A 26,357-nucleotide genomic window follows, 5' to 3' on the forward strand; every position below is an offset into this window, starting at 1 on the left:
GGCTCGCTTCAGGCGAAGCGATTCACTTCTTGAAGATGCTGGTCACCTTCGCGGCCAGCTTCTGGAACGCACCCAGCGGACCGGTCGCGTCACCGATCGCCGGCACGGCCGGAGCGGTCGGCATCGTGGTCGGCAGGGTCGTCGGCGCACCCGGCACGGCGGGCAGCGCGGCGACGGCCGGCAGCTGGTTCAGCGTCGGCAGCGACGTCTTCACCGGCAGCTGAGCGGGCAGGGCCGGAACGTCCGCACGCTGCGCGGCGGCACCCGGCAGGGCCGGAACGCCGGGCAGAGCCGGAACGGCCGGAGCCGACGGCAGGTGGATGCCGTTCTGCAGCCCGGAGACCTGCGGCAGCGCCGAAGCACCCTTCAGCTGGTTCAGCTGACCCAAGGCGGACAGGCCGCTGACCTGCGGCACGTCAGCGCGCTCGGCACCCGGCAGCGCCGGGGCGGGGAGCGTGGTGGCGGTGGGCAGCCCCGACAGGCCCGGCAGCGCCGGAGCCGACGGCAGCGACGGCGCGGCCGAGGAACCGCCCGGCAGGCCCGGGACGGCCGGCAGCGCGGGGAGCTGGTCAGCGCCCATCTCGCCACCGAACGGCACGTCGATGGCCGGCTCGGGGTCGACCGTCGTCGAGTTGGGAGCCTCGGCGGTGGCCACGCCGATGACCTCCAGCGGCACGCCGAAGATCTGCACCAGCGCACCCAGCGGGTGGTAGTAGTCGAAGCCGGACAGCGCCGAGCCCGTGCCGTCGGTGCTGGTGGCGTCGTCGCCGTCGGTCACGGTGGTGACGTTGTCGCCGACCGCGTGCGCCACGCCGCCCACCGCGACCGCGTCGCCGAAGACCTGCGCGACGACCGGCACCGGGAAGTCGAGGATGTCGCCCGAGATCGAGCCTTCCATGCCCGACGTGGTGTCCTTGCCGGCGTCGGTGACGACGGTGTTGTTCATGGCGTCGCCCGAGGACACGCCCGCGACCGAAACCGCGTCGCCGAAGACCTGCGCGACCGGTGCCGGGTCCACGCCGACGATGTCGCCGGCGACCGCGCCGCCGTCACCGTTGGTGGTGGCGTCGCCGCCCGCGGTCGAGGTGATGTCGTTGGTGGCGGTGCCGTGGCCGATCGCGCCCCCGGCGAGCCCGTCGCCGAAGATCGTGCCCGCACCGGCGACCGGAGCCTTGACGATGTTGCCGGCGAGCGCGCCGTCCTTGCCGTCGGCCGTGGCGTCGCCGCCCGCGGTCGAGTCGGTCAGGTTGTCCGACATGCCGGTGCCGATGCCGGCCACCGAACCGCCGACGCCGTGGCCCTGCACCGGCAGCGAAACCGGGGCCTCGACGAGGTTGCCCGCGCCCGCGCCGCCCGCACCGGTCGCGTGCACGTCCTGGCCCGCGGTGGAGGTGGTGTCGTTGCTGGCCTTGCCGTGGCCCTGGCCGACGAACGAACCGCCGATGCCGAACAGCTGCACCGGGGTCGACACCGGGACGGTGCCGAGGTTCGAGCTGAGGAAGCCGTTGTCGTCAGCGGTGTTGCCGCCGCCGCCCGCCTTCACGACCTTGGTCTCGGAGCCGTCGCCCGAACCCTGCCCGATGAACGAGCCGCCCACGCCGAACACCTCGGCCGGCGCGGCCACCGGGACCTGCACGATGTTGCCCGAGCCGGACGAGTCGTTGCCCTGGGTGCCGTCGTAGTTGCCCGCGGTGACGGTCTTGGTCTCGGTCGAGGTGCCCGAGGCGTTGCCGATGTGGCTGCCGCCGATGCCGTGCACCTCGGGGGCGCCCGCGACCTGGGTGTTGACGATGTTGCCGGTCAGCGTCGAGCCGTTGCCGGTCGTGTAGCTGCCGTCGCCGGAGGTCGCGGTGGTGGTGTTGTCGCAGTTCGCGACCGCGCGGCCGATGTAGGTGCCGCCCACGCCGCACGCCTCGACCGGAAGCGCCACTGCCGGGTCGACCACGTTGGCCGAGCCGGCGGCGTCGTTGCCGTTCGTCTTCACGAAGCCGCCGGAGGTGGCGGTGGTCTCGTGGGTGGAGGAGGACGCCTGGCGGCCGGCCACGCCGGTGGTGGCGTTGCCGATCCACGAGCCGGCGACGGACGCGACGTTCGCGACCGGGCTGGCCTGCGCGGCGGCGGCGTTGCCGGACAGGAACGACTGGTCGCCGTCGGTCTCGATGTAGGTCGGGATGCCCTTCAGGCTGCCCGGACGGGTGTCGCCCGCCTTCGCGTCAGCCGAGGAGCTCGAGGTGGAGTCCGCGTCCGAGCCCCACACGCCGCCGGCGTTGCCGTTGAACTTGACCGGCAGCGCGATCGGAGCGCCGACCACGTTGCCGCTGCCCGCGGCGCCCTTGCCGTTGGACTTCATCGAACCGCCGGAGGTGGCGGTGGTGTCGGCGTTGTAGCCGCCGCTGTAGGCGTTGCCGAGGATCCAGGACGCGGCGTTGCCGGTCACCTGGACCGGGGTCGCGAACTGGCCGCCGACGACGTTGCCGGACAGGCCGGAGCCCTCGCCGGTGGTGTCGATGTTGCCGGTCTCGCTGGTGCTCTGGTGCGCCGAACCGCCGTGGACCGCGCCGCTGCCGCCGGCAAGGCCGACGCCGTTGCCCGCGATCTGCACCGGGAGCGCGTAGTCGAGCGCCACGACGTTGCCCGCGATGCCGGAGTGCTTGCCGTCGGTCGCGACGTCCTGGTTGTGGCTGTAGGTCTGGTCGTGGTCGCCGCCCTGCACGTGGGCGTCGCCGATGACACCGACCGCGTTGTCGACGATCTGGATCGGGACGACGACGTCGCCGTTGACCTTGTTGCCCTTGAACGCGTCGTGGGTCGGCGTGAGCTGACGGGGCGCGTCCGCCTTCGGGAGGCTGTCGGTCAGGCTGCCCGCGGAGCCGCCGGGCGTCTTCGCCGAGGCGAGCGCTCCCTTGACGGCGGAGGTGACGGGCTTGGTGCTGATCTCGTTGTGGTGCGCCGGGAGGTCGACCTGCCCGAGCGGGGTGCCGATCGCGTTGTTGGCTTCGTCGATCGGGACGGTGACGTTGAGATCAAGCGGGGAGGCCGGGGTGTCCGGGTTGACGTTCTCGTCGGCCGAGGCGATGCCGGTGCCCAGCATCAGCAACCCACCCGTGACCAACGCGGTCTGGAGTCCGCGCTTTGCCCAGGTCTGCATGGGATTTTTCTCCTTCATATCGGGGTCCCTTGCGGGTTTGTGGAGGTGCGCCCTGTTTCGTGAGGGAATGCACCGGGAATGCGTGCGCGGAAATTGCGCAGCGCGCGAAAAACCCGCGGGAGATGTGTCGATGACGGTGACGGCACACGAAGATGTGCGCGTGGGTGCGTCAACGACCCCGCGGGTGAAGTGGATCAGTCAGGAGTGACGCCGGGCTGCTCGCCCGGGGTGCGCGGCGTGTGCGCGAGGCCGGTGCGGGTCGAACCCGCCACGGCGTTGTCGACGGCGGCGGCGACCCAGGAGGGAACGCCGAAGTTCAAACCGTCGAGGTGTCCACCGGGCGCGGTGCTGCCACCGGCCGGGGAGTTCGGGATGGAAAGCGGCGCGGCGGGAAGCTGCGCCGGAGAGAACGGGGCGCCGGGCAGGTCGCGGTCGCCGTGGTGGCGCTGCGGCAGTTCGGCGCCCTGCACCGGATCGACGGACTGGACGTCCATCGCCGGGAAGACCGACTGCAACGCATCGGACGTGGTCATCGCGGCCGCGCCGAGGTTTTGCTCCGCCTCGGCGGGCTGCTCGGGAATGCCGGGCGCGGGCGTCTGCTCGGATTCCGGAGCGGGCGCGGTCGGCAGTTTCGGCAGGTCGACCAGGTTCGAGGGAGCGCTCGGGTCGAGCAGATCCCACAGTTTCCGGCCGAAATCCTGTGCGGCGGGCGGCGGGGTGGTCGCGTCGGCGATCACCTGGCGGGCGTCCTCCGGCTTGCGCGCGATGTGCTCGAGCGAGCCGAGCGTGCGCTCCACCGGCTTGACGACCGCGTGCTGGCCGAGGTCGCTCACCGCGTCGCTGACCTTTCCGGCGGCCTGCTGGCCTCCGGCGAGATCGTCGCGGTGCGCGCCGCCGAGCTGGCCGAGCGAGCAGGTGGGCCGCGCCGTGCCTGGTTCAGACCACGTGGTGGCTCCCTGGCCGCACGACGAAAGCCCTTGCACCGCACCGGTGACGTCGCCCGCGAACCGGGCCGCGCCGTCGGTGACGTCGCCGATTCCGGCGGCCGTCGCGTCGGTGACCGGCGTGACGCTCGCGTCGACCGGGTCCGCCGAAGCGGCGGAAGAGGAGACGGTCCACGCGGCCGCGGTGGCCGCGAGCGCGCCGCCGACGACGAACAACGCACGCGACGCGAGACGGCCGAAGCGCGTCGCGCCCCGCCTCTCGTGCACAGCGTCGTTCGTCACAGGTGATTTCTCCTCGGGTAAAAAATGATTTCGGTTTTTGCCGGGAACGGCACAGTTCCGCGGTGGTGCAAAACCGAGACAACCAAATTTGGGGGTCGCCGCGCATCCTTGACACGGCTTGATGCCACCATCGTGTGAACAACACAGAGTGTGGCCGGGTCTCACGATGGGTCATCCCCGGAGAAGACGGCCGGTTACTCCGGAGTCGGTTCGCGCGGCCCGGCGAAACGGTGATTCGCGCCCCGCACCGGGCGATCCGCCCGGTTTCGGTCGACGGGGCCGATACGGTTGACCCCGTGAGCCAGCCAGGGCGCGGACAACGCGAACAACCGTCCCTTTCCGAACCAGTCGCCGACGTCACCGGCTTCATCCCGCGCGGACTGCGCGTCTCCGCCGCCCTGTCGTGGCGGTTCATCGTGGTCATCGCCGCCCTGTACGCCGTGGTGTGGCTGCTGGGCTACCTCGCCTCGGTCGTGGTGCCGGTGTCGATCGCCCTGCTGCTTTCGGCGCTGCTCGCCCCCGCGGTGTCGCGGCTCGTGCAGATCCGCTTCCCGCGCGGACTGGCCACGGCGATCGTGCTCGTGGCCGGGCTCGCGGTGCTCGGCGGGCTGCTGACCTTCGTGATCACCCAGTTCTCCAGCGGCCTCCCGGAACTGCAGCAGCAACTGACCACGAGCCTCAACCAGATCAAGGACTGGCTCATCAACGGTCCGCTGCACCTGCGCCAGGAGCAGATCCAGGACTTCATCAACCAGGCCATCGGCTTCCTGCAGAACAACCAGGCCTCGATCACCACCACCGCGCTGACCACCGCGGGCACCGTCGGCGAGATCCTCACCGGCTTCGTGCTGACGCTCTTCGTCACGATCTTCTTCCTCGCCGGCGGCGACGGCATCTGGTCGTTCCTGGTGCGCGGCGTGCCGACGCGGGTGCGCAATCGCGTGGACGTGGCGGGACGGCGCGGCTTCGCGTCGCTGGTCAGCTACATCCGCGCGACCGCCGCGGTGGCCGTGGTCGACGCGGTCGGCATCGGCATCGGGCTGTGGATCGTCGGCGTGCCGCTGGTGATCCCGCTGGCGACGCTGGTGTTCCTCGGCGCGTTCATCCCGATCATCGGCGCGCTGATCACCGGCGGCGTCGCGGTGCTGATCGCGCTCGTGTCGAAGGGCGTCATCGGCGCGGTGGTCGTGCTGGCCATCGTGGTCGGCGTGATGCAGCTGGAAAGCCATGTGCTGCAGCCGTTGCTGCTCGGCCGCGCGGTGCGGCTGCACCCGCTCGCGGTGGTGCTGGCGATCGCCACCGGCCTGGTCGCCGCGGGGATCGCGGGCGCGCTGCTCGCGGTGCCGCTGCTGGCCGTGCTCAACGCCGGGATCCGGTCCCTGCTGCACGAACACGATCCGGATCCGGCGACTGTCGACGCGCTGCACAGCCAAGCCGCCAACCCGAACGACGATCCGGAAGAGGGCTCGGACGACAAGGAGTCCAGCTCCGGCAAAGACACAGAAAGCACAGAAGACAAGAAGTGACTGTTCGACCTTCCCGAGATCCGGCGGCACCGCTGTGGCGCGGTGTCGTGGTGCTGCGCGTCGTCACGTGGTTGTTCGCGCTGGCAGTGGCGATCGCGCACCACAACGGCTTCCAGCGGCCGTGGCTGGGATGGGTCGTCATCGGAGTGATGGCCGTGTGGTCGGTCGTGTCGAGTCTGGCGTACGTGCGCGAGAACGGACGGCGCCGCTGGCTGGTGATCTTCGACCTCGTCCTCACCACAGCGCTCCTGCTCACGTCGCCGTGGATCCTCTCGGAGGCGCAGTTCGACAACGCGACCACGCCGCTGATCACCACGGTCTGGGCGGCAGTAGCACCGATCGCGGTGGCAACGCGTTTCGGCGCGCGCTGTGGCGTATCGGCGGGCCTCGTCGTGGCAGTAAGCACTGGTGTCGCGCGCGCGAACGTCGACATCGACGTCATCCGTGACGGGGTGCTGTTGTGCGCGAGCGGTCTCCTTGTCGGCATGGCGGCGACGCTCGCGCGTAGCTCCGCCGAAGCGCTCGCGCGCGCACTTCGCACCGAAGCAGCGACAGCCGAGCGCGAACGGCTCGCACGCTCAATTCACGACAGCGTGCTCCAGGTACTCGCGCGCGTACGGCGTCGCGGTCTCGAAGCAGGCGGTGAAGCAGCGGAGTTGGCAAGGCTCGCGGGCGAGCAAGAGGTCGCGTTGCGCGCGTTGGTGAGCACCGAGCCGACGCGGTCCGGCGACACCGTGGACCTCCGTTCGGCGTTGCAACTGCTGTCGACCACGTCGGTGCAGGTCTCGACGCCAGCCGGAACCGTGGATCTGCCCGCGCACGTCACCGAGGAACTCGTCGCGATCACCCGCGAAGCACTGGCCAACGTGGAGAAACACGCTGGTCCGGACGCGCACGCCTGGGTCCTGCTCGAAGACCTCGGCGACGAGGTCGTGGTGAGCGTCCGCGACGACGGCCCGGGGATCGCGGGCGGCAGGCTGGAACAGGCGGCGGCCGAGGGCAGGCTCGGGGTGGTGAAGTCGATTCGCGGCCGGGTGGACGACCTCGGCGGGACCGCGGTGCTGGACAGCGCTCCCGGCCGCGGCACGGAGTGGGAAGTGCGGGTGCCAACCACGATGAGGGACGGGCGATGACGGAACGGACGATCTCCGTGATGGTGGTCGACGACCACCCGATGTGGCGCGACGGCGTGGCCCGCGATCTCAGCGAGAACGGGTTCGAGGTGGCCGCGACCGCGCCGGACGCCCCGGCGGCGATCCGGATCGCGCGCGCGGTGCGTCCGGACGTGGTGCTGATGGACCTGAACCTCGGCGGCACGTCCGGCGTCGAAGCGACCCGCGAGATCACCGCGGCCGCGCCGGACACGCGGGTCCTGGTGCTCTCGGCCAGCGGCGAACACAACGACGTGCTGGAAGCGGTGAAGGCGGGCGCGTCGGGTTACCTGGTGAAATCGGCGTCCGCGGCGGAACTGGTGGACGCGGTGCGCCGCACGGCCGACGGCGACCCGGTGTTCACCGCCGGACTGGCCGGACTGGTGCTCGGCGAGTACCGGCGGATGGCCGACGTCCCGGACGGCGCGCCGGAGCCGCCGCGGCTCACCGACCGGGAGACCGACGTGCTCCGGCTGGTCGCGAAAGGACTGACCGCGCGGCAGATCGCGGAGCGGCTGGTGCTGTCGCACCGGACGGTGGAAAACCACGTGCAGTCGACGTTGCGGAAGCTCCAGCTGCACAACCGGGTCGAGCTGGCGCGCTACGCGATCGAGCACGGCCTCGACGAGGACTGACCTCAGGAGGTCGCGACCCCGGCGGCCTGCTGTGCCGGAGCGAGTTTCGCCTTCCCCAGTCGCCAGGCCGGTTCGCCTGGATGCCACGCCGCGACCGCCCCGTCGTCGATGACCAGGTCGCCGGCTTCCGTCCAATCCAGACCGGAATGCTTCAGGTTCTCCGTCGAATACGGCATCGACGGAGCCTGCTGCCAGCTGCCGTCGCGCAGGTTCAGCAGCCACAGATCCCGGGTCTGCGTACCGGTTCCGGGGAACGACGGGGTGCCGAAATCGACCGCGGCGACATCGCCGTCCCGGCTCGGCAGGACGTACGGGTTGGGCGCGGGCACCGGCAGGGCCACCGGTTTCCGCGCTCCGCTGCGCAAATCGAGCACGGTCAGGTCGGTCAGCCCGCCGAGGACGAGCCGATCACCGGCGGCGGCGAGAATGCGCGGCGACTGCTGCACGGTCCGCCCGGTGGCCGGGTCGATCAGGACATCGACGGTTTCGGCGGTGCCGCTGCCGACGGTGATCAGCAACCCGTGCGAGGTCTCGACCCGGACGAGCGTGTGGCACGACGCCACGGTGCCCCGGCCGAACGAGGTTCCGGTGAGCGCGACGTGCTCCAACCGGCAGAGGTCCGGGCCGTCCTCGCGGATCAGCCACACGCTGGTGCCGTCCGCGCCCGGAGCCGCGCTCACCGCTTTGCCGAGCGACCGCGGTGCCGAAAGTCCCAGGTAGACGTACACCTCGGCCGGGTCGCAGGAGGACTGCTGGCAGGTCGGCGCGGTCAGCACGACCGGGGTGTGGCCGACGCGCAGCACGGACACCGTCCGCTGCCCGCCGGGAACGCCGGGCAGGGTTGCGCGCACGCCCGAATCGGCGTCGAACACCGTCGGCGGCGACGTGGCCAGCAGCAACTCCACGCCGATGCCGCCGGTGGCGACCAGCCCGTCGAGGCCGGTCGGCGGAGGGGTGGTCGGAGCGGGCCGCGCCGAACTCACCGGAGCGGGCGCGGGAGCCTCGCTCGTGCAGGAGGTCAGCAGACAGCAGGCCGCGGCAAGGGCGACCATCGCGCGAAGTACGGGTCCGTTCAGGGTTTTTCCCCGATCTGCCAGCGGAAATCGAGTTCTACCATCGATGCCATGGCCGAGGAAGAGACGACCGCCGCGCAGCCCGCGACCGAGACCAAGCCGTTGACCGCGCGCGACATCCGGGTGTCCGACGACGAACGCGAGCACGTCGTGGGCGTGCTGCAGAAAGCCATCGGACAGGGGATGCTCACCCTCGACGAGTTCACCGAACGCACCGACCAGGCGCTCGCGGCCCGCACCCGGGGCGACCTCAACGCGGTCCTCGCCGACCTGCCCGGGCTGGTGCACCCCGGCGCGGCTCCGCAGTACGCGCCGACGCCCGAACCGCCCGGCTACGGGCCGAACTACGGGCTGGGCCAGCGGCTCGAGCTCAACGCCAAGTACTCGTCACTGCAGCGCAGCGGCCCGTGGCAGGTCCCGGCCGCGATGGTGGTGCGCAACAAGTACGGCAGCACCAAACTCGACTTCACCGAGGCCCGCGTCGCCACCCCGGTGGTGCAGATCGAACTCGACTCGAAGTGGGGTTCGGTCGAGCTGATCATCCCGCAGCACGCGGCGGTGGACTACAACTCGATCACCGAGATCAAGTTCGGCTCGCTCGACGACAAGACCGGCAGCAACGGCCGCGCGGGCACCCCGCGCTACGTGCTGACCGGGCGCATCCACGGAGGCTCGCTGGTCATCCGCCACCCTCGGCGGGGCATCTTCGGCTGACCAGCGCCCGGCGCCGGATCCGGTTACCCCATCTCTCACCCGGATCCGGCGTCCCCTGACTAGGAAAGAGCGTCCGCGACGGCCTTGCGCGCCGCGGCCGGATCGGCGGTGGCGAGCGCGGCCGCGGCGATCTCGCGGGCCTTCTCCCTCGACACCGTCGCCAGGCTCGCGCCGACCGCGCGGACCGCCGGTGCGTTCATCGACAGGCTCGTCAGGCCGAGCCCGGCCAGCACCAGCGCGAGCCGCGGGTCGGCCGCCGCCTCGCCGCACACGCCCGCCGGTTTGCCGGTCGCTTCCGCCGCGTCGCCGATCAGTTTCAGCAGGCGCAGCAAACCGGGCTGCCACGGGTCGTTCAGCTTCGCCACCGCGCCGAGCTGGCGGTCGGCGGCGAAGGTGTACTGGGCCAGGTCGTTCGTGCCGACGGACACGAAATCGACCACGCCGAGGATCTCCCGCGCGAGCAGCGCGGCGGCGGGGATCTCGATCATCACGCCAGCGCGCGCGATCCCGGCGGCGCGCACGCGTTCGGCGAACCACGCGGCTTCCTCGACGGTGCCGACCATCGGGGCCATCACCGAAACGTCCGCGCCGGAATCCTCCGCCGCGCCCGCGATGGCTTCGAGCTGCCGGTCGAGCACCTCCGGCCGGTCGAACGCGATCCGCACGCCGCGCACGCCGAGCGCCGGGTTGGGTTCGTCGTCCGGGGACAGGAACGCGAGCGGTTTGTCCGCGCCCGCGTCCAGCGTGCGCACGATGACCGGCTTGCCGCGGAACGGCGAAAGCACTGCGGCATAAGCTTTTCGCTGCTCTTCGACGGACGGCTCGGCCGGTGCGTCGAGGTAGCAGAATTCGGTGCGGAACAGCCCGACGCCCTCGGCACCCGCGTCCGCGGCGGCCTGCGCGTCGGCCGGAGAGCCGACGTTGCCGTACACCTTCACCCGGTGCCCGTCGGACAACTCGCCGACGCCGTTCCACTCAGCCGGCCCGGACGCGGCGGCGGTGACGATCGGCGCGGACGGGTCGACTGCCTCGATCACGCCGGTGTCGCCGTCGACCGACAGCGCCTTGGCGTCGGAAGCCAGCAGCCCGCGCACCGCGACGACCGCCGGAATCCCCAGCGCCCGCGCGAGAATCGCGGTGTGGCTCGTCGGACCGCCCTCCTCGGTGACCAGCGCGAGCACCTTCGCCGGGTCGAGCCCCGCGGTGTCGGCGGGGGCGAGGTCGCGGGCGACGAGAACGCTCGGCGACGTCAGTTCGGGCACCCCGGGCGGGGCGATGCCGAGCAGTTCGGCGACGAGCCGGTCGCGCACGTCCCGGACGTCACGGACCCGCTCGGCCATGTACCCGCCCGCGGCCGCCAACGCGTCGGCGAATCCTTCGGCGGCCTGGTAGACGGCGCGGGCCGCGGGTAGGTTCCGCGCCGTCACCAGCTGTTGAGCCTGAGACGCGAGCGCCGGGTCGGCAGCCATCGCGGCGGTCGTGACGAGGATCGTCGCGGCCTCGCCGGTCGCGGCCTCGGCCTGCGCTTCCAGCCGCGCGGCGACCGCCTGCGCGGCGGGTTCGATCCGGGCCGCCTCCGCCGCCGGATCGTCCGGCGCGGGCGTGCTGGCGGGTTCCCCGAGCGGCTCGGCGACCCGTACGACGGGTCCGCTCGCGCGTCCGGGGCTCACCGCGACCCCGGTCAGCGAGGAACCGGCAGCGGACTCGGCCGGAGCGGCAGCACTCTCAGACATGGTCTAGACCATAGCTCACGTAGACCGCGATCTCTCGCGGCGCCGCGACTGATTCCCGATTTCGCACCCGTTCGACCACCGGACGCACCTCCTCGTGCCACCACGCGCGGGCCAGTTCCGCGCGATCGCGCAGCACCCGGCCCCGCAAAGTCTGCCGGAAACCCCAGGCCTCCGCCGAGTCCGCGAGCCGGAACCAGTCCGCCGGGTCGTCCAGCCACAGGTCGGTCCGGTCGGCGTCGGCGAGCGGGACCCGCTCCAGGAACATCCGCTCGGCCCGCTTCGACGGCAGGTCCGCCAGTGTCAGGCAGCGCATCGCGAACGCGACCGTGCAGACCGACCGCACCTCGGCGAGCACCGCCTCCGCCCCGCGCGCCCTGGCCAGCGCGATCCGGTGGTGCCCGTCCTCCACGAAGTACATGTCGCCCAGCCGCACGAGCCGCACCGGCGGAAGCTCCCCGACCGCGTCGGCGATCGCGCGCCAACGGTCCCGCAGCGCACGGTTGCGGGGCCGGAACAGCCGGTCGAAATCCTCGGCGCGCGCGAGGGAGCCCACTACGCCGTCGACCGGGACTTTGCGCAGGCCCTCGTAGGTTTCCGCGGTGCGGCCCAGCGCGGCGAGCGTCTCGTCGAGCGGCATCAACGCCAGCGGATCACGCGCTGCCGCGATCCTCCGCAACCGGGTCGCGTACCCCTGCCACCACGCCGAACCGAACGAATCGCCCACGTGACCTGCAACACGGCCCAGACGTGGCTCATTCCAGCTCGGCCGCCGTCGGATACGACGGCTGGGCGCCATGCCGGGTCACGGTCACCGCAGCGACTTTCACTGCCCGATGGGCGGCTTCGACCAGGTCAGCGCCATCGGCGAGAGCCGCCGCCAGGGCACCCGCGAACGCGTCGCCCGCGCCCGTCGTGTCGACCGCTTCCACCTTGGGCGACTCGACGGTTGTCGACTTGTCGCCTTCGAGCACCGCCGCACCCTTGGCCCCGAGCGTGACCACGGCCGCGCGCGGGCCGAGCTCGAGCAGCTTGCGCGGGTCAGCGTCGTCCGAACCGAGCAGGTAGGCGGCCTCGTGCTCGTTGACCAGCAGGACGTCCAGCGCGGCCAGCGTTTCCGGCGACACCTCGGCCGCCGGCGAGAGGTTCAGCAGCACCCGCACGCCGTTTTCCCGCGCCCGCACCACGGCGCGTTCGATCGTCGGCAGCGGCACTTCCAACGAGGCGACGAGCACCCGTACGCCGTCCAGTGCTTCGTCGGTGATGTCGCCGGGCTCCAGCGCGGAGTTCGCGCCGGGGGAGACGAGGATTGAGTTTTCCCCGTCCGGAGTCACGGTGATGTAAGCGATTCCGGTAGGCCGATCGACAGTCCGAACGAATTGCGTATCGACACCCGCATTCGACAACGAATCCCGCAGCAATCGACCGTAGGGGTCGTCGCCGACCGCACCGAGCAACGCGACGTCCGCGCCGAGTTTTCCCGCCGCGACCGCGGTATTCGCGCCTTTGCCGCCGGGGGACAACGCGGTGTCGCCGCCCAGCACCGTCTCGCCGCCGCCGGGACGACGGTCGACCGGGACCACCAAATCGGCATTCGCGGACCCGACTACCAGCACCGCAGCACTCATGCCGCCACTCTGCCATGGCCCTTCCTTTCCGCCGTCGGTGCCCGAAAGTGAAAGCGTTTGTAACTTTCTTGGCGCTCAGTGCGACAATCAGGCGGAACAGCGGCTGTCCGTCACTCGATCGGGGGATCCGTATCCCCCAGGCGTCACTTCTGCGACGGGCTTCGCTCTTCTTCGAGCGTCACCGGACTTGAGCCGATGACGTTGCCCCGACCGGAAGCGCACCGGAGAGGGCATCGGGTCGCCGGCGCCGATCACGTAGCCCCCCGAGTGATCGGCGTCGGCGGCGCCCCGGTTCTCCCGCCAAGTGCCGAAATCGGTGTCCAGACCACCTAGACTGCCCAGATGAGCAGCCCCACACGCAGGGGTCGCGCGCGAGCGGCTACCGAATCCGACATCCGCCGGACCGCGCGGAACCTGCTGGTAGGCCAGGGCCCGGAAGCCGTCACGCTGCGGGCCATCGCCCGGGAGCTGGGGATCACCGCACCGGCTCTCTACCGCTACTACGAATCCCGCGACGACCTGCTGGAAAGCCTCCGCCTCGACGTCTGCACCGACCTCGCCGCCGAAATCGCCGAGGACATCGCGGAACTGCAGGACGAGGGCCTGCTGCAGCTGTTCCAGATCTGCAAGGGGTTCCGCCGCTGGGCGCTGACCCACACCAAGGAATTCACCCTGGTGTTCGCGTCGCCGACCGGGGCCACCGGCACCGCGACCGGCAGCGCGCTGCGCAGGCTCGACGAGCCGTTCGGCAAGATCTTCCTCGCCGCGGCGGGCCACGTGCTCGCCCAGCACGACCTGGTCATGCCGCCGAACGACGTGGTCCCGCCCGAACTCCGCGACGACCTCACCGCGTTCCAGCAGGATCTGCTGACGGTGCTCAAGGAGTCCGGGCGGGAAATCCCGCCGGAGAAGCTGGACCTCGGGCTCACCTACCTGATGATCACCTTCTGGGCGCGGCTCTACGGCCACGTGACCCTCGAGGTCTTCGGCAACTACCCGATCCCGGTGTCCAAACCGGACGTCCTGTTCGAGGCCATGCTCACCGACCTCGCCCGCGACGTCGGCCTCTACCGCGACTAGGCCGCGTGCCCGCCGTCGACCGACAGGGTCGCGGCGGTGATGTAGGCGCTGTCCGGCGAAGCCAGGAAAGCCACCGCGTCCGCGACTTCCGCCGGATTGCCGTACCGACCGGCCGCGGTCATCGACGCCTGGTCCGCCGCGTACGGACCGTCGGCCGGGTTCATTTCGGTGTCGGTCGGCCCCGGGTGCACCAGGTTCACCGTCACGCCGTTCGCCGCAAGTTCGCGGGCCAGCGCCTTGGTCAGCCCGACCATCGCGGACTTGCTGACCGCGTACAGCACCATCCCCGGCCCCGGCACGCGATCGGTCACGCAGCTGCCGATCGTGATCACCCGGCCGCCTTCGCGCAGGTGCTTGGCCGCCGCCTTGGTCGCGGCCAGCACGCCGCGCACGTTCACCGCCAGCACGCGGTCGACGTCGTCCATCCCGGTCTGCTCCAGCGGACCGACGAAACCGACGCCCGCGTTGTTGACCAGCACGTCCAGCCGCCCGAACTCGGCGACCGCCGCTTCCACCGCGGCTTCGACCGCCGCCGCGTCCGCGTTGTCCGCAGCGACCGCGAGCGCACGCCTGCCGAGCGCCTTGATCCGGTCGACTACGCCCGCGGCCTGCTCGGCGTTCACCGCGTAGGTGAGCACCACGTCCGCCCCGGCCTCGGCGAGCCGCAGTGCCGTCGCCGCACCGATTCCGCGGCTCCCGCCAGTCACCAGCGCCACTTTGCCGTCGAGGTTCATGTCCGCCCCTTCCGTTTGTTTCGCTTTCAACCATCGAAGCGCGAGCCGACAGGCGAAGCTGGCGTCTTTCGGTCGTGACGGTTCGGGCCCGCGCCAAGATCGGCACTTCCGGCGACCACGTCGTTTCACCAGTGTCGATAACTTGACGTGAGTGTCGCGAGCGGCTTACCGTTTCGCTTCCCGAGGCCCCCATCTCAATGACGAGAGAGGCACTGATGACCAGTCGACCAGCCAAGGCCACCCCAGTCAGAATCCGGACGGCGGCGACCGCCGCCTCGATCGGCACCTTCGTCGAGTACTACGACTTCGTCGTCTACGCCTACTTCGCTTCGGTTTTCGGTCCGCTGTTCTTCCCGGCGAAGTCCGCGCCCGCGTCGTTGCTGCTGACCTTCGCCGCCTTCGCGACCAGCTACCTGGTACGCCCGCTGGGCGCGATGATCTTCGGCCCACTCGGCGACCGCTACGGACGTCGTTCGGTGCTTTCCGGCGTGATCCTGTTGATGTCGGCCGCCACCACGCTGATCGGGTTTTTGCCCGCATACGGCCAGATCGGGGTGGCCGCGCCGATCCTGCTGACGGTGATCCGGCTGGTACAGGGGATCTCGGTCGGCGGCGAGTTCGGCGGCGCGATCTCCTACGTAGCCGAATTCGCGCCGGCGCGGCGCCGCGGCTTCCTGCTCTCGTGGCTGGGGGTGGCGATCGGGCTCGGGCTGCTGGCCGGCGCGCTGGTCTCGGCCGCGGTCAGCCGTTCCGTTTCGCCGGACGCTCTCGCGAGCTGGGGCTGGCGGGTGCCGTTCCTGCTGGCCCTGCCCCTCGGCCTGGTCGGCGTGTACCTCCGGCTCCGGCTTGCCGACACCCCGGAGTTCGTGGCCGCGGCTCGGGAAGGCGGCGTCGAAAACGCTCCGCTGCGCGCGAGTGTGCGACGCGATTTCCGCGCCATCGCCCTCACTGTCGCGATTCTCGCCGGCCTGACGGTCTTCACCTACCTCTACCTGATCTACCTGCCGACCTATCTGGTTTCGGTGCTGCACTACGGACGATCCGCCGCTCTGCTCGCGAACGTCGTCGGCATCGCGGCGTTCTGCGTCGGCATGCCGCTGTTCGCGGCGCTCAGCGACCGGTTCGGCAGGCGGCCGGTGCTGATCGCGGGCTCGGGTGCGCTGACCGCCTTGTCGTACCCGGGTTTTCTGCTCCTGGGCAGTGGGCGGACCGCCACTCTCGGGTGGACACTGGCCGTACTGGGGCTGCTGACCGCAGCGACGTTCGCGCCCTGTCTCCCGATCCTGCCGGAACTGTTCGCGGTGGGCACGCGGTACACGAGCATGGGTCTCGGCTGGAACATCTGCGCGGTGCTCTTCGGCGGAGCGGCGCCGCTCGTCGCCACCAGTTTGATCGTCACCACGGGCGATCCGGCCGCACCGGCTTATTACGCGATGCTGGGCGGCGCGCTGAGTCTCGCCGCCGCGCTGGCGATCAAGGAGACAGCGGGAAACCGGCTGGCGCGAGCGGCGAACCAGGCCGTCGAACCGGATTCCCGAGTGCCCGCGGGCAATCCCGCCGCCGCACCGGAATAGCCGGTGGGCCGGGTCTGGCGGCACGCCCGGCCCGGCCCCGCTTGGTACCGTCACCGAAGAAGACGTCGAGCGAATGGCGGCAGAGGTGGCGAAGCGGGCCGAAGAACGCCGCGCGGGAGGCGGCGCCGGTTCGCGCGGCCGCCCGAGGGACCCGGCGATCGAAGCCGCGATCCTCGACGCGACGATCCGGCTGCTCGCTTCGGCCGGGGTCGAGGGCACTTCGGTGGAAAAGGTCGCTTCGGACGCGGGCACTTCCAAGGTGACGGTCTACACGCGGTTCCGCAGCAAATCCGAACTCATCGGCGCCGCACTCGCCCGTCTGCAGATCGGCGACCTGCCCGCCCCGACCGGCGACCCGGAGAACGACCTGGTCGCCCTCCTCGCCGCGATGCGCAGGCAGTACGCCGAGGTCGGCGGGATGAGCATCATCGGGACCTGCCTGACCGCGGAGGCCCAGTCGGGCGAGTTCCTCGACATCGTCCGCGCCAGCACCCTGCACCCGCGCCGGGCCGCTTTCGCCGGGATCGTGCGGCACGCGATCGAGACCGGGGAATTCCGGCCCGGCACCGACGTCGAACGCACCGTCTCGCTGATCATCGGGGCGTTCTACGCCGACTATCTCGCCGGCGTCGAGATGGGCGAGGACTGGGACCGTTCGGTGGTCAAGGCCGTCCTCGACGGCGCGCGCTCCAGCAGCTGAACCCACGAGTGTCTTGACATCGGGCGTCGTCCGGGGCAAAACTATTTACCAGTCCGTTCAGTAAATAAAAGGACGGACCGCGGCAACGAAGCCCGAACTCCCGATGGAGCGTCACATGACCGAACCGTCGAACTCCCGCCACTCGGCCGACTACGACCACCTCGACCGGTCGCTCACCCGAGACCAGGTGTGGGACGCCTACACCGAAATGCGCGAGCGGTGCCCCGTGGCGCACAACTCGCGGCACGGCGGCCACCTGCACGTCCTTCGCTACGAAGAAGTCCGTGCCACCGCGAACCGCGCCGCGGATTTCAGCTCCGCCGACGGCGCGTTCATCCCGCCGAGCGGGCTGCCCCGGCTCGCCCCGATCGACTACGACGGCGACGAGCACCTGGCCTGGCGCGCCGCGATGCAGGCCCCGCTCACCCCGGCCGCCGTCCGTGCCCTCGCCCCGGACCTGGCCGAGGTCGTCGACCGGCACATCGATGCCTTCGCCGGCACCGGAACCGCCGAGCTGTTCTCCGCGCTCGCCGAGCCGATCCCGGCCCACGTCGTCGGCCGGGTCGCCGGTCTTTCCCCCGCCGACTGCGGGGTGCTGCGCGAGGTGGCCATCGCGGCGTTCCAGTCCATCGGCACCCCGTCCTTCGACCAGCGCAAATCCGCGTTCGACGCGTTCATCCGCGGCCAGCTCGACCAGCGGCGGCGGGAACCCCGCGACGACTACCTGTCGCAGCTCGCGTCGGGGAAGCTCGGCGACCGCGAACTCGGCGACGACGACATCATCGGCGTCCTGATGACCTTGCTGCTCGGCGGCCACCATTCCACCGCCGCGGCGATGGCGGGCCTGCTGCACCACGTGCTGACCGAACCCGGCCTGCGCGAGGTCGTGGCGGAAGGCGGCGCGAAACTGTCCGCGCTCGTGGAGGAGAGCTTGCGGCTCACCACTCCGCTGCACATCTTCGCCAGGACAGCGACGAACGACACCGCCATCGGCGACACCCCGGTCGCGAAGGGGACGCGGCTGTTTCTCAACTACGCCAGCGCGAACCACGATCCGAGGCGGTTCCCGGATCCCGAAGCTTTCCGGCTCGACCGCAAGCCGAACCCGCATGTCGCGTTCGGTTTCGGCGCGCACCTCTGCCTCGGCCGCCACCTCGCGCGGGCCGAGCTGAAAGAAGTCGTGACCCGGTTGTTCGCGCGGCTGCCGGACATCCGGCTCTCCGGCGACATCGCGTATTCGACGCTCCAGGGCGGAAAACTCCTGGAGATCGAGCATCTGCCGGTCGTCTTCACCCCCGAATCAGCCTGAACGGAGCATGCCGTGCCTACTGTGATTTTCGTGCGTCCCGACGGGGATCGTCGCCCGGTCGAGGTCGGCGAGGGAGTGTCGGTGATGGAAGCGGCCGTGGACAACGGCATCGACGAGATCCTCGCCGAGTGCGGCGGAAACGCCACCTGCGCCACGTGTCACGTTTTCGTCTGTGCCAACGACTTAGACCGGATGCCCGCGGTTTCCGAACTCGAGAACGAGATGCTCGACGGCACCGCGGAACCACGCCGCGCGACGAGCAGGCTGGCGTGTCAGCTCGTCGCGGACCCAGCCCTCGACGGACTCACCGTCTACCTTCCGGAGACCCAGTGCTGACCCGCGGCGGGACGGTCGTCATCGGTGCCGGACACGCCGGATTCGCCGCCGCGACCGCGTTGCGCGACACCGGCGTCGACGGTCCGGTCACCCTGCTTGACGTCCACTGTGGACTGCCGTATCAGCGTCCCCCGCTGTCCAAGGCCTATCTGCTGGGCAAGGCCGACCGCGCCCGCGTCGCGTTCCGCCCGGCCGCCTACTACGAGCGGCGGGAGATCACGCTGCGGACCGGCCAGCCCGCAGTGGCGATCGACCGGTCGGCCCGGACCGTCCGGCTGCGTTCGGGCGAAACGGTCGGCTACGACACGCTCGTTCTCGCGACCGGCGCTCGGCCCCGCCCGCTGCCGGTGCCTGGCCATGATCTGGGCGGCGTCCTCGTGCTGCGGACCCTGCCGGACGCCGACGCTTTACGGGCACGGCTGGAGACCGCGCGCCGCCCGGTCGTCATCGGCGGCGGCTTCATCGGTCTGGAATTCGCCGCGGTCGCGGCGGCCGGCGGCACTCCGGTGACGATTGTCGAAGCAGCGCAGCGGATTCTGTCGCGGTCGGTCTCCGCGCACACGGCGGCGCAACTGGAGAAAGCGCACCACGGCTGGGGAAACACCGTCCGCACCGGTACCGGAGTACAGCGAATCATCGGCGGTCACGACGGCCATGCCATCGGGGTCCGGCTCGCCGACGGCACGGACATCACCGCGGACCTCGTCGTGGTCGGCGTCGGCGCCGTTCCGGAGACAGCACTCGCCGAGTCCGCCGGGCTCGCCGTGGACGACGGCATCGTCACCGACCGATACCTGCGTACCTCCGACCCCAGCGTCTTCGCCATCGGGGACTGCGCCCGGATCGCGGAGCGGAACGGCTCGCGCACACGTCGCCGGGAGTCGGTGCAGAACGCCACGGACCAAGCTCGAACGGTGGCGCGCACGATAGGCGGAGCCCCGGCCGCCTACACGGCGTCGCCGTGGTTCTGGAGTGACCAGCACCAGCTCAAGCTGCAGATCGCCGGAGACCTCACCGGCTACGACGAGGCGGTCACCGCGCCCGGAGAAGGTGCGTTTTCGACCTACTGCTTCCGACACGGCCAGCTCGTCGCGGTCGAATCCGTCAACCGGCCGACAGACCACGTCGCGGCCCGCAAACTCCTCGAGCGCACCGACGTCTCGCTCTCGCAGCGGGCGGTCGGGCCGGGATTCGCGCTCGCCGATTTCCTGAAGTTCCGCTGACGCCCGGCCCGGGACGAGGTCCCGAGCCGGGCGTCAGCGGTTCACAGCACGATGTTGACCAGCCGGCCCGGCACCACGATCACCTTGCGCGGCGTCTTGTCGCCGACCAGCGCGGCGATCTTCTCGTCCGCCAGCGCGGTCGCCTGCACCGCGTCGTTCTTCGCGTCCGCGGCCACGGTGATCCGCGAGCGGACCTTGCCGTTGACCTGGATCGGGTACTCGACCGAGTCCTCGACCAGGTACTTCTCGTCCACGACCGGGAACGGCCCGTGCACCAGCGAATCGGCGTGGCCCATCCGGTGCCACAGCTCCTCGGCCACGTGCGGGGCCAGCGGAGCCAGCAGCAGCACCAGCGGTTCGGCCAGGTCGCGCGGGGTCGCCGCGGCCGAGCCGTACGCCTTGGTCAGGTGGTTGTTCAGCTCGATCAGCTTCGCGCCCGCGGTGTTGAACCGCATCTCCGCGTAGTCCTCGCGAACCCCGGCGATGGTGCGGTGCAACAGTTTCCGGTCCGCCTCGGTCGCTTCGTCCGCGGAAACCCGCAGCTCGCCGGTCTGCTCGTCGACCACCAGCCGCCACAGCCGCTGCAGGAACCGGTGCGCGCCGACGACGTCCTTGGTCGCCCACGGCCGTGACATGTCCAGCGGGCCCATCGACATCTCGTACAGCCGGAAGGTGTCCGCGCCGTAGGTGTCCGACATTTCGTCCGGCGTCACGGCGTTCTTCAGGCTCTTGCCCATCTTGCCGTATTCCTGCTTGACCTCTTCGTCGCCGAAGAAGAACTTGCCGTCGCGCTCGACGACGTCCTCAGCAGGCACGTACACACCGCGCTTGTCGGTGTAGGCGAACGCCTCGATGTAGCCCTGGTTGAACAGGCGGCGGTACGGCTCCTTCGAGGACACGTGGCCCAGGTCGTACAGCACCTTGTGCCAGAAGCGGGAGTACAGCAGGTGCAGCACCGCGTGCTCGACGCCGCCGACGTACAGATCGACGCCGCCCGGGTCGTCCACGCCGTGCTCGGCCGGGCGCGGGCCCAGCCAGTACGCCTCGTTCTCCGGCGCGCAGAACACGTCCTGGCTCGCCGGGTCGACGTAACGCAGCTGGTACCAGCAGGAACCGGCCCACTGCGGCATGACGTTCGTGTCGCGGCGGTACTTCTTCGGCCCGTCGCCCAGATCCAGCGTGACCTCGACCCAGTCCTTCGCACGCGACAGCGGCGGCGACGGCTCGGAGTCGGCGTCGTCCGGGTCGAAGGTCCTCGGCGAGTAGTCGTCGACCTCCGGCAGCACGACCGGCAGCTGATCCTCGGGCAGCGCGATCGGCAGGTTGTTCTCGTCGTAGACGATCGGGAACGGCTCGCCCCAGTAACGCTGGCGGGCGAACAGCCAGTCGCGCAGCTTGTACTGCACGGTGCCCTCGCCCGCGCCGCGGTCCTCCAGCCAGGCGATGATCGTCTTCTTGGCGTCGGCGACGCCCATGCCGTTCAGGTCGACGGTTTCGTTGGCGGAGTTGATCGCCGGCCCGTCGCCGGTGAACGCCTCGCCCTCGAAGCCCTCGCCGGGATCGACCGTGCGGACGATCTCCAGCTCGAACTTCTTCGCGAAGTCGTAGTCGCGCTGGTCCTGTGCCGGCACCGCCATGATCGCGCCGGTGCCGTAGCCCATCAGCACGTAGTCGCCGACGAAGACCGGGATTTCCTTGTCGTTGACCGGGTTCACCGCGTAGGTGCCGGTGAAGACGCCGGTCTTCTCCTTGTTCTCCTGCCGGTCCAGATCGGACTTGCGGGAGGCGGCGGCCCGGTATGCGGCGACGGCCTCGGCGGGCGTCTTCGCGCCGCCGGTCCAGCTTTCCGGGTGCTCGCCCGGCCACTGCGCCGCGGTCAGCTTCTCGACCAGCGGGTGCTCCGGCGCGATCACCATGTAGGTGGCGCCGAACAGCGTGTCCGGACGGGTGGTGAAGACCTCGATCTTCTCGCCGCCCGCGGCGAACGAGACCCGCGCGCCCTGCGACCGGCCGACCCAGTTGCGCTGCATGGACTTGACCTTCTCCGGCCAGTCCAGCAGCTCCAGGTCGTCGACCAGGCGGTCGGCGTACGCGGTGATCCGCATCATCCACTGGCGCAGGCTCTTGCGGAACACCGGGAAGTTGCCGCGGTCGCTGCGGCCGTCCGCGGTCACCTCCTCGTTCGCGACGACGGTGCCCAGGCCGGGGGCCCAGTTCACCGGAGCCTCGGAGATGTAGACCAGCCGGTGGTCGTCGATGATCTTGCGCTGCTCGACGGTGCTCAGCTCGGTCCACGGACGGCCGTCCGGCGTCGTGCGCTCACCCGCCGCGTACGCCTTCTCCAGCTCCTCGATCGGACGCGCCTTGCGGGCGTCCTCGTCGTAGTAGGAGTTGAAGATCTGCAGGAAGATCCACTGGGTCCACTTGTAGTAGTCCGGGTCGATCGTCTCGATCGAGCGGCGCTCGTCGTGGCCCAGCCCCAGCCGCTTCAGCTGGCGGCGCATCGTGGCGATGTTCTGCTCGGTCGTGGTGCGCGGATGCGTGCCGGTCTGCACCGCGTACTGCTCGGCGGGCAGGCCGAACGCGTCGTAGCCCAGCGTGTGCAGCACGTTCCGGCCGATCATCCGGTGATACCGCGCGTAGACGTCGGTGCCGATGTAGCCCAGCGGGTGCCCGACGTGCAGGCCGGAACCGGACGGGTACGGGAACATGTCCTGCACGAACAGCTTGTCCGAGGGCACCGGCTCGCCCGCTTCCGCGAGCGGGCCGACCGGGTTCGGCGCGTGGTAGGTGCCGTGGTCGGACCAGTGGTCCTGCCAGCGCTGCTCGATCTGCCCGGCCAGCTCCGCGGTGTAGCGGAACGGCGGGGCGTGCTCAGCGTCCGCGGCACTCTTCGCCGCGGCCCCGGTGGCCTCGTCAGACCCTGTCATCGCCGTCTTCCTCCGTGTCGAGCCACTCCCAGAAACAACTCGACCCCCCAAGCCAGAAGGCATGAGGGGTCGCCGCGCCGAGCCGGTCATCGGACCAGGTCAGCGCGGCAGGCCAAGGAGCAGCCGAGCCGTGTTCATGCACTCATCGTAACGCGCTGGTCAAAGCCGTTCCGACGGGACCGCCAAAGCGACGACCTGGGTGACTTGCGACGCGGAGAAGTTGTTGTCGCTCACGAGCACGAGGGTGCGTTCCCCGGACGGCAGCGCCGGGCCCCAGGTCATCCCCTCGATGTTGTCCACCGTGGAGAGCGGCAGGTCGGAGAGGTCGGCGAGCAGCTTCTTCTTCACCGGCTTGACGTGCTTCGCGGCGGTCAGGGACGGGGTGTGGAGGACGTTCGTCGCGCCGGTGGTGTCGATCTCGAAGATGCGCACCTTGTTGCCGACGCCGGTGACGAAGGACCGCTCCATCATCAGGAACTTCGTCGGGTCGGCCTGGTTCACCGCGAGCATCGAGGAAACCCCGGTGTCGGCGAACCCGGTGGCGGGCTTGGGCTCGGCGAAAAGCTTCTCCTGCGGGTACGCGTACTGCGCGAGCACGGGCCCGAAGCGGCTCTGCAGGGTGATCCGCGACAACGCACCCGACGTCGGCGTGGGCGGCGGCCCGTCCTGCAGCAGCGGGGCCTCGACCTCGCTGGCCAGCAGCGTGCCGAACCCGGTGTAGGCGAGCCCTTCGAGAACGTAATTGCGGCGCGGACCGGCATCCGGCGTCATCCGCTCGTTGGCGGGCAACGGCAGGTCACGGACGTAGTGCCCGTCACGGGTGGCCTCGCGGATCGAGGGCTGGATCAGGTGCTGGTCGGCGAGCCGATCGCCTTCCTGCGACCAGACGTAGTGCCCGGTCCACGGGTCGACGCGCAGTTCTTCGGGGTCGATCGTCTGCTCGTTCTGGGGAGCGGCCGGGTCGTTCTTCGCGAGCGGCGGATACGGCGTGCCGTCCGGGCGCAGCAGCGGATGCGTGCCGGTGAAGGTGACCGGACCCACACCGTTGGCGCCGACGTCGAACTTCGCGGTGTAGAAACGGGCCGGGTTGATCGCGGACCGGTCATCGCTGATGAAGGCGTAACCGCCGGTGCGCGGATCGAAGTCGACGGACGACAATCCGCCGACCGTGGTGCCCTGGAACTGCAGGTTGTGCGGCACACGCTGCTCGCCGAGCAGCCGGACGGGCCGCTGCGCGGCAGCAGCGGCGGTCCCGGTTCCGGAGACGAGCAGGGACAGGGTGACGATCCCGGCGGCAGCCAGCAGCCGGTGTCGCGTGGACGAAGACATGGCCCGTAGCACAGCCGACGAGGGTATCCGGGACATGGCCGCGAGGTCACGCTTATCCTCAGAGGGTGTTCGCTATCGCGCTCGTTCCGATCGTCCTTGGTGTCGTCGTCGGCTGGGGTGGCTTCCTCGGCGTGCGCGGACGGCTGAGCAGGGCGAGCGGGGCCGGAGTCCGGACCGAAGCCTCGATGCGCAGCGAAGAGGCGTTCAAGCTCGCCAACCGGGTGGCCGGCATCCCGACCCTGGCCGGAGGCGCGGCCGCGGTCGTCTGCGGACTCGCCGGTCTCGCGATCCCCGCCACCGCGGGCCTGGTCGCCGCCGCGATCGTCGGACTGCTCGGCCTGCTGGTGATGGTCGTCGCCGGAGCCCGGATGGGCGCGCGAGCCGCCCTGACCGTGCCCGCCCCGTCGCCGGTCCCGTCCGGCTGCAGCGGCTGCGCGTGCGGCGCCGGCGGCTGCGGAGTCCTGCAGAAGTCCAGCGAGGCCTAGTTCCGCTGCAAATCGCCAGGATGGGTGGCCAGCAACGCGAGCGGCACCCCCTGGCGGCGCAGCACCTGACCCCACAGGTCACGGCTGGGCGGCGCGAGAATGTCGCTCGGCAACGCGGGGACGATCACCCAGTCCTCGCGCTCGATCTCGCCCGCGAGCTGCCCTGAATCCCACCCGGCATAGCCCGCGAACACGCGCACGCCCCGCACCTTCGGCACGAGCACCTCGGGATCGCTGTCCAGATCGACCAGCGCGACCGGCCCCCGCACGGCAACCACGCCCGGAACGCTGGAAGCGGTCTCCCCAGTCCGCAACGCGGCGAGACAAAGCGCGGTCTTCTTGTCGACCGGCCCGCCGACGAACACCGACTGCGGCTCCGCGACATGCGCGCCCCACCCCGGCAGGACGTCATTCACCGGAACATCGGACGGCCGGTTCAAGACCACCCCGAGCGTGCCCTCCGCCCGATGATCGATCACGAACACCACGGTCCGCTTGAAGTTCGGGTCGAACATCGTGGGTGCGGCGACCAGGAGCGTTCCCGGTTCAACCTCGGCGTCCGCTGGCACGCCACCCATGATCCCATCACCCGCCGAGGGAAATCCTCCCGGCACGGGAACACCAGCACCACCCGCCCCGTTGAGAACAATGAGCCGGCGCACTCGTGTCCCCCGGGCTCACTGAAGAACCGCCTTTGTGGAATACCGGTCCGGCCGGAGCCACACTGCGCCAAGCCGCCGAGAGGCGAAACGAGTGCGCCGGTGTTCTCAAGTCCTGTTCGGTGCTGCGCACCTTCCCCTTCCACCGGCGCCGTGTACCCGGGGGGCCGAGCCCCCCGGACCCCCGCGGTGCCTTTGGCTGCGGTTTTCGGGGTGGGCGGGGGCGGAGCCCCCTTTGTTTTGGCAACCGGTGCTGGTGGGGTTTGTTGCTTCCGGGGCGTTGTTGGCTAGGACCGTTCGGTGGTCGGCGAGCTGACGCGGGTGCGGCGGCGGCCTTCTCGGCGGCTCGGTCCGTGGCTCGGTCCGTGGCTCCGCCTCGGCTTGGATGGATGTGGGTGAGCTTTGTTGTCTCGGGGCCGCTGCAGGCTGGGCAGGTCAACTCGCCGCCTCGTGACCTGACGCCCACCAACGTGGGTGGGTGGGTCTCCGTGCTTCGGGGTCGTTGCTGGCCGGGCAGGCCAACTCGCCGCCCAACGACTTGGCCCAATGTGGGTGGGTTCCGTGCTTCAGCGCCGTTGGTGGCTGGGCAGGCCAACTCGCCGCCTCGTGACCTGGCCCCAGCCAATGTGGGTCGTTGTTGTTTCGGGGCGTTGTTGGCTCGCCGGGCCAACTCGCTGCCCGGTGATCTGATTCGGGCAGGTGCGGGTGGGCCTCTGTTGCCTCGGGCCGCTGCGGGCTTGCCGGGTCAACTTGCCGCCCGGCACTCTGGCTCGGGCGGACGTGGGTGGCTTGTTGCTCGGGGCCGCGCCTGGCTGAACAAGCCAACTCGCCGTCCGGCCGTCTGATTCGGGCAGGTGCGGGTGGGCTTTGTTGCCTCGCGCCGCTGCGGGCTTGCCGGGTCAACTTGCCGCCCGGCACTCTGGCTCGGGCGGACGTGGGTGGCTTGTTGCTCGGGGCTGCTGTTGGCTGGGCAGGCCAGCTTGCCGCCCGGCGATCTGATTCGGGCAGGTGCGGGTGGGCTTTTGTTGCCTCGCGCCGCTGCGGGCTCGCTGGGCCAGCTCGCCGCCTGGCGATCTGGCTCGGGCTGGCGTGGGTGGGCTTTGTTGCGGTCGGGGTGGCGTTAGCTCGCCGTTCAGCGGCTTGGGCCGAGTGAGGTTGGGTTGGGCG

Annotated in this window: 21 protein-coding genes; 11 read left to right on the forward strand and 10 right to left on the reverse strand. The window is 70.5% G+C overall.

Annotation, left to right across the window (positions count from 1 at the left end; genetic code table 11):
- Positions 1-22: 22 nt before the first annotated feature.
- Both WA670_RS03875 and WA670_RS03880 read right to left on the reverse strand, forming a co-directional pair.
- Positions 23-3,148 carry a beta strand repeat-containing protein gene (locus WA670_RS03875; protein WP_336156935.1) on the reverse strand — a complete coding sequence of 1,042 codons (3,126 nt, stop codon included), beginning with the start codon at positions 3,146-3,148 and terminating at the stop codon, positions 23-25.
- 194 nt (positions 3,149-3,342) lie between these two features.
- Positions 3,343-4,374 carry a hypothetical protein gene (locus WA670_RS03880; RefSeq protein ID WP_336156936.1) on the reverse strand — a complete coding sequence of 344 codons (1,032 nt, stop codon included), beginning with the start codon at positions 4,372-4,374 and terminating at the stop codon, positions 3,343-3,345.
- A 296-nt stretch (positions 4,375-4,670) separates the two neighbouring features.
- Here WA670_RS03880 and WA670_RS03885 point away from each other — a divergent pair, with 296 nt between their 5' ends.
- The 3 genes from WA670_RS03885 to WA670_RS03895 are packed head-to-tail and all read left to right on the forward strand — an operon-like array spanning position 4,671 to position 7,686.
- Positions 4,671-5,900 carry an AI-2E family transporter gene (locus tag WA670_RS03885; protein ID WP_336156937.1) on the forward strand — a complete coding sequence of 410 codons (1,230 nt, stop codon included), beginning with the start codon at positions 4,671-4,673 and terminating at the stop codon, positions 5,898-5,900.
- On the forward strand, positions 5,897-7,033 hold the full coding sequence (gene macS / locus WA670_RS03890; protein ID WP_043831430.1) for a MacS family sensor histidine kinase: 1,137 nt from the start codon (positions 5,897-5,899) through the stop codon (positions 7,031-7,033). Before WA670_RS03885 ends, macS begins: the two co-directional genes overlap by 4 nt.
- A complete protein-coding gene (locus WA670_RS03895) occupies positions 7,030-7,686 on the forward strand; it encodes a response regulator (protein WP_037809091.1) in 657 nt (218 codons plus the stop codon). The genes macS and WA670_RS03895 overlap by 4 nt, the downstream gene beginning before the upstream one ends.
- 2 nt (positions 7,687-7,688) lie before the next feature.
- Here WA670_RS03895 and WA670_RS03900 read toward each other — a convergent pair whose 3' ends face one another.
- Positions 7,689-8,738: a hypothetical protein gene (locus tag WA670_RS03900; protein WP_336156938.1), complete on the reverse strand. Its 1,050-nt coding sequence runs from the start codon at positions 8,736-8,738 to the stop codon at positions 7,689-7,691.
- 72 nt (positions 8,739-8,810) lie between these two features.
- Here WA670_RS03900 and WA670_RS03905 point away from each other — a divergent pair, with 72 nt between their 5' ends.
- Positions 8,811-9,473, forward strand: a complete 663-nt coding sequence (locus tag WA670_RS03905; RefSeq protein ID WP_037809093.1) for a DUF1707 SHOCT-like domain-containing protein — start codon at positions 8,811-8,813, stop codon at positions 9,471-9,473.
- A 59-nt stretch (positions 9,474-9,532) separates the two neighbouring features.
- Here the strand turns inward: WA670_RS03905 and ptsP are convergent, their stop codons facing one another.
- From ptsP to WA670_RS03920, 3 genes are read right to left on the reverse strand one after another with little or no spacing between them, the layout of a single operon-like run.
- The gene (gene ptsP / locus WA670_RS03910) at positions 9,533-11,206 is read right to left on the reverse strand and encodes a phosphoenolpyruvate--protein phosphotransferase (protein WP_336156939.1); all 1,674 of its coding nucleotides are present in this window, start codon (positions 11,204-11,206) and stop codon (positions 9,533-9,535) included.
- On the reverse strand, positions 11,199-11,930 hold the full coding sequence (locus WA670_RS03915; RefSeq protein ID WP_037809094.1) for a hypothetical protein: 732 nt from the start codon (positions 11,928-11,930) through the stop codon (positions 11,199-11,201). The genes ptsP and WA670_RS03915 overlap by 8 nt, the downstream gene beginning before the upstream one ends.
- Positions 11,931-11,958: 28 nt before the next feature.
- The gene (locus WA670_RS03920) at positions 11,959-12,831 is read right to left on the reverse strand and encodes a ribokinase (RefSeq protein WP_134664175.1); all 873 of its coding nucleotides are present in this window, start codon (positions 12,829-12,831) and stop codon (positions 11,959-11,961) included.
- Positions 12,832-13,173: 342 nt separating this feature from the next.
- On the opposite strand from WA670_RS03920, the gene WA670_RS03925 reads away from it, so the two are divergent.
- Complete coding sequence (locus WA670_RS03925) at positions 13,174-13,911, forward strand: TetR/AcrR family transcriptional regulator (RefSeq protein WP_037809097.1); 738 nt, start codon at positions 13,174-13,176, stop codon at positions 13,909-13,911.
- On the opposite strand, the gene WA670_RS03930 is transcribed toward WA670_RS03925, so the two are convergent.
- The gene (locus tag WA670_RS03930; protein WP_336156940.1) at positions 13,908-14,645 is read right to left on the reverse strand and encodes an SDR family oxidoreductase; all 738 of its coding nucleotides are present in this window, start codon (positions 14,643-14,645) and stop codon (positions 13,908-13,910) included. The two genes, WA670_RS03925 and WA670_RS03930, sit on opposite strands and share 4 nt — an antisense overlap.
- 215 nt (positions 14,646-14,860) lie before the next feature.
- On the opposite strand from WA670_RS03930, the gene WA670_RS03935 reads away from it, so the two are divergent.
- The 5 genes from WA670_RS03935 to WA670_RS03955 all read left to right on the forward strand — a co-directional run bounded on the left by WA670_RS03935 (position 14,861) and on the right by WA670_RS03955 (position 19,787).
- Positions 14,861-16,219, forward strand: a complete 1,359-nt coding sequence (locus tag WA670_RS03935; protein WP_336156941.1) for an MFS transporter — start codon at positions 14,861-14,863, stop codon at positions 16,217-16,219.
- A 73-nt stretch (positions 16,220-16,292) separates the two neighbouring features.
- On the forward strand, positions 16,293-16,919 hold the full coding sequence (locus WA670_RS03940) for a TetR/AcrR family transcriptional regulator (RefSeq protein WP_336156942.1): 627 nt from the start codon (positions 16,293-16,295) through the stop codon (positions 16,917-16,919).
- 115 nt (positions 16,920-17,034) lie between these two features.
- Positions 17,035-18,228 (forward strand): cytochrome P450, encoded by a 1,194-nt coding sequence (locus tag WA670_RS03945; protein ID WP_336156943.1) that lies wholly within the window; start codon positions 17,035-17,037, stop codon positions 18,226-18,228.
- A gap of 12 nt (positions 18,229-18,240) precedes the next feature.
- The gene (locus WA670_RS03950; protein WP_336156944.1) at positions 18,241-18,564 is read left to right on the forward strand and encodes a 2Fe-2S iron-sulfur cluster-binding protein; all 324 of its coding nucleotides are present in this window, start codon (positions 18,241-18,243) and stop codon (positions 18,562-18,564) included.
- Complete coding sequence (locus WA670_RS03955; protein ID WP_336156945.1) at positions 18,558-19,787, forward strand: NAD(P)/FAD-dependent oxidoreductase; 1,230 nt, start codon at positions 18,558-18,560, stop codon at positions 19,785-19,787. Before WA670_RS03950 ends, WA670_RS03955 begins: the two co-directional genes overlap by 7 nt.
- Before the next feature lie 41 nt (positions 19,788-19,828).
- Here WA670_RS03955 and leuS read toward each other — a convergent pair whose 3' ends face one another.
- Together leuS and WA670_RS03965 are read right to left on the reverse strand one after the other, a co-directional pair.
- Positions 19,829-22,717 (reverse strand): leucine--tRNA ligase, encoded by a 2,889-nt coding sequence (gene leuS, locus WA670_RS03960; protein ID WP_336156946.1) that lies wholly within the window; start codon positions 22,715-22,717, stop codon positions 19,829-19,831.
- A gap of 159 nt (positions 22,718-22,876) precedes the next feature.
- A complete protein-coding gene (locus tag WA670_RS03965; protein ID WP_336156947.1) occupies positions 22,877-24,046 on the reverse strand; it encodes an esterase-like activity of phytase family protein in 1,170 nt (389 codons plus the stop codon).
- A 65-nt stretch (positions 24,047-24,111) separates the two neighbouring features.
- On the opposite strand from WA670_RS03965, the gene WA670_RS03970 reads away from it, so the two are divergent.
- The gene (locus WA670_RS03970) at positions 24,112-24,531 is read left to right on the forward strand and encodes an SdpI family protein (protein WP_134734012.1); all 420 of its coding nucleotides are present in this window, start codon (positions 24,112-24,114) and stop codon (positions 24,529-24,531) included.
- Here the strand turns inward: WA670_RS03970 and WA670_RS03975 are convergent.
- Positions 24,528-25,109 (reverse strand): YqgE/AlgH family protein, encoded by a 582-nt coding sequence (locus WA670_RS03975; protein ID WP_037809108.1) that lies wholly within the window; start codon positions 25,107-25,109, stop codon positions 24,528-24,530. The two genes, WA670_RS03970 and WA670_RS03975, sit on opposite strands and share 4 nt — an antisense overlap.
- Positions 25,110-26,357 lie beyond the last annotated feature (1,248 nt).

The organism is Amycolatopsis sp. VC5-11, from assembly GCF_037034185.1.
GTDB classification, from domain to species: Bacteria; Actinomycetota; Actinomycetes; order Mycobacteriales; family Pseudonocardiaceae; genus Amycolatopsis; species Amycolatopsis nivea.

Bases quoted from the DNA above. Each gene is read 5' to 3' on its own strand.
- WA670_RS03900 (WP_336156938.1), bottom strand. From the start codon at position 8,738: ATGGTCGCCCTTGCCGCGGCCTGCTGTCTGCTGACCTCCTGCACGAGC.
- WA670_RS03930 (WP_336156940.1), bottom strand. From the start codon at position 14,645: ATGAACCTCGACGGCAAAGTGGCGCTGGTGACTGGCGGGAGCCGCGGA.
- WA670_RS03925 (WP_037809097.1), top strand. From the start codon at position 13,174: ATGAGCAGCCCCACACGCAGGGGTCGCGCGCGAGCGGCTACCGAATCC.
- WA670_RS03945 (WP_336156943.1), top strand. From the start codon at position 17,035: ATGACCGAACCGTCGAACTCCCGCCACTCGGCCGACTACGACCACCTC.
- WA670_RS03940 (WP_336156942.1), top strand. From the start codon at position 16,293: ATGGCGGCAGAGGTGGCGAAGCGGGCCGAAGAACGCCGCGCGGGAGGC.
- WA670_RS03935 (WP_336156941.1), top strand. From the start codon at position 14,861: ATGACCAGTCGACCAGCCAAGGCCACCCCAGTCAGAATCCGGACGGCG.
- leuS (WP_336156946.1), bottom strand. From the start codon at position 22,717: ATGACAGGGTCTGACGAGGCCACCGGGGCCGCGGCGAAGAGTGCCGCG.
- WA670_RS03875 (WP_336156935.1), bottom strand. From the start codon at position 3,148: ATGCAGACCTGGGCAAAGCGCGGACTCCAGACCGCGTTGGTCACGGGT.
- WA670_RS03895 (WP_037809091.1), top strand. From the start codon at position 7,030: ATGACGGAACGGACGATCTCCGTGATGGTGGTCGACGACCACCCGATG.
- WA670_RS03920 (WP_134664175.1), bottom strand. From the start codon at position 12,831: ATGAGTGCTGCGGTGCTGGTAGTCGGGTCCGCGAATGCCGATTTGGTG.
- ptsP (WP_336156939.1), bottom strand. From the start codon at position 11,206: ATGTCTGAGAGTGCTGCCGCTCCGGCCGAGTCCGCTGCCGGTTCCTCG.
- WA670_RS03975 (WP_037809108.1), bottom strand. From the start codon at position 25,109: ATGGGTGGCGTGCCAGCGGACGCCGAGGTTGAACCGGGAACGCTCCTG.
- WA670_RS03965 (WP_336156947.1), bottom strand. From the start codon at position 24,046: ATGTCTTCGTCCACGCGACACCGGCTGCTGGCTGCCGCCGGGATCGTC.
- WA670_RS03905 (WP_037809093.1), top strand. From the start codon at position 8,811: ATGGCCGAGGAAGAGACGACCGCCGCGCAGCCCGCGACCGAGACCAAG.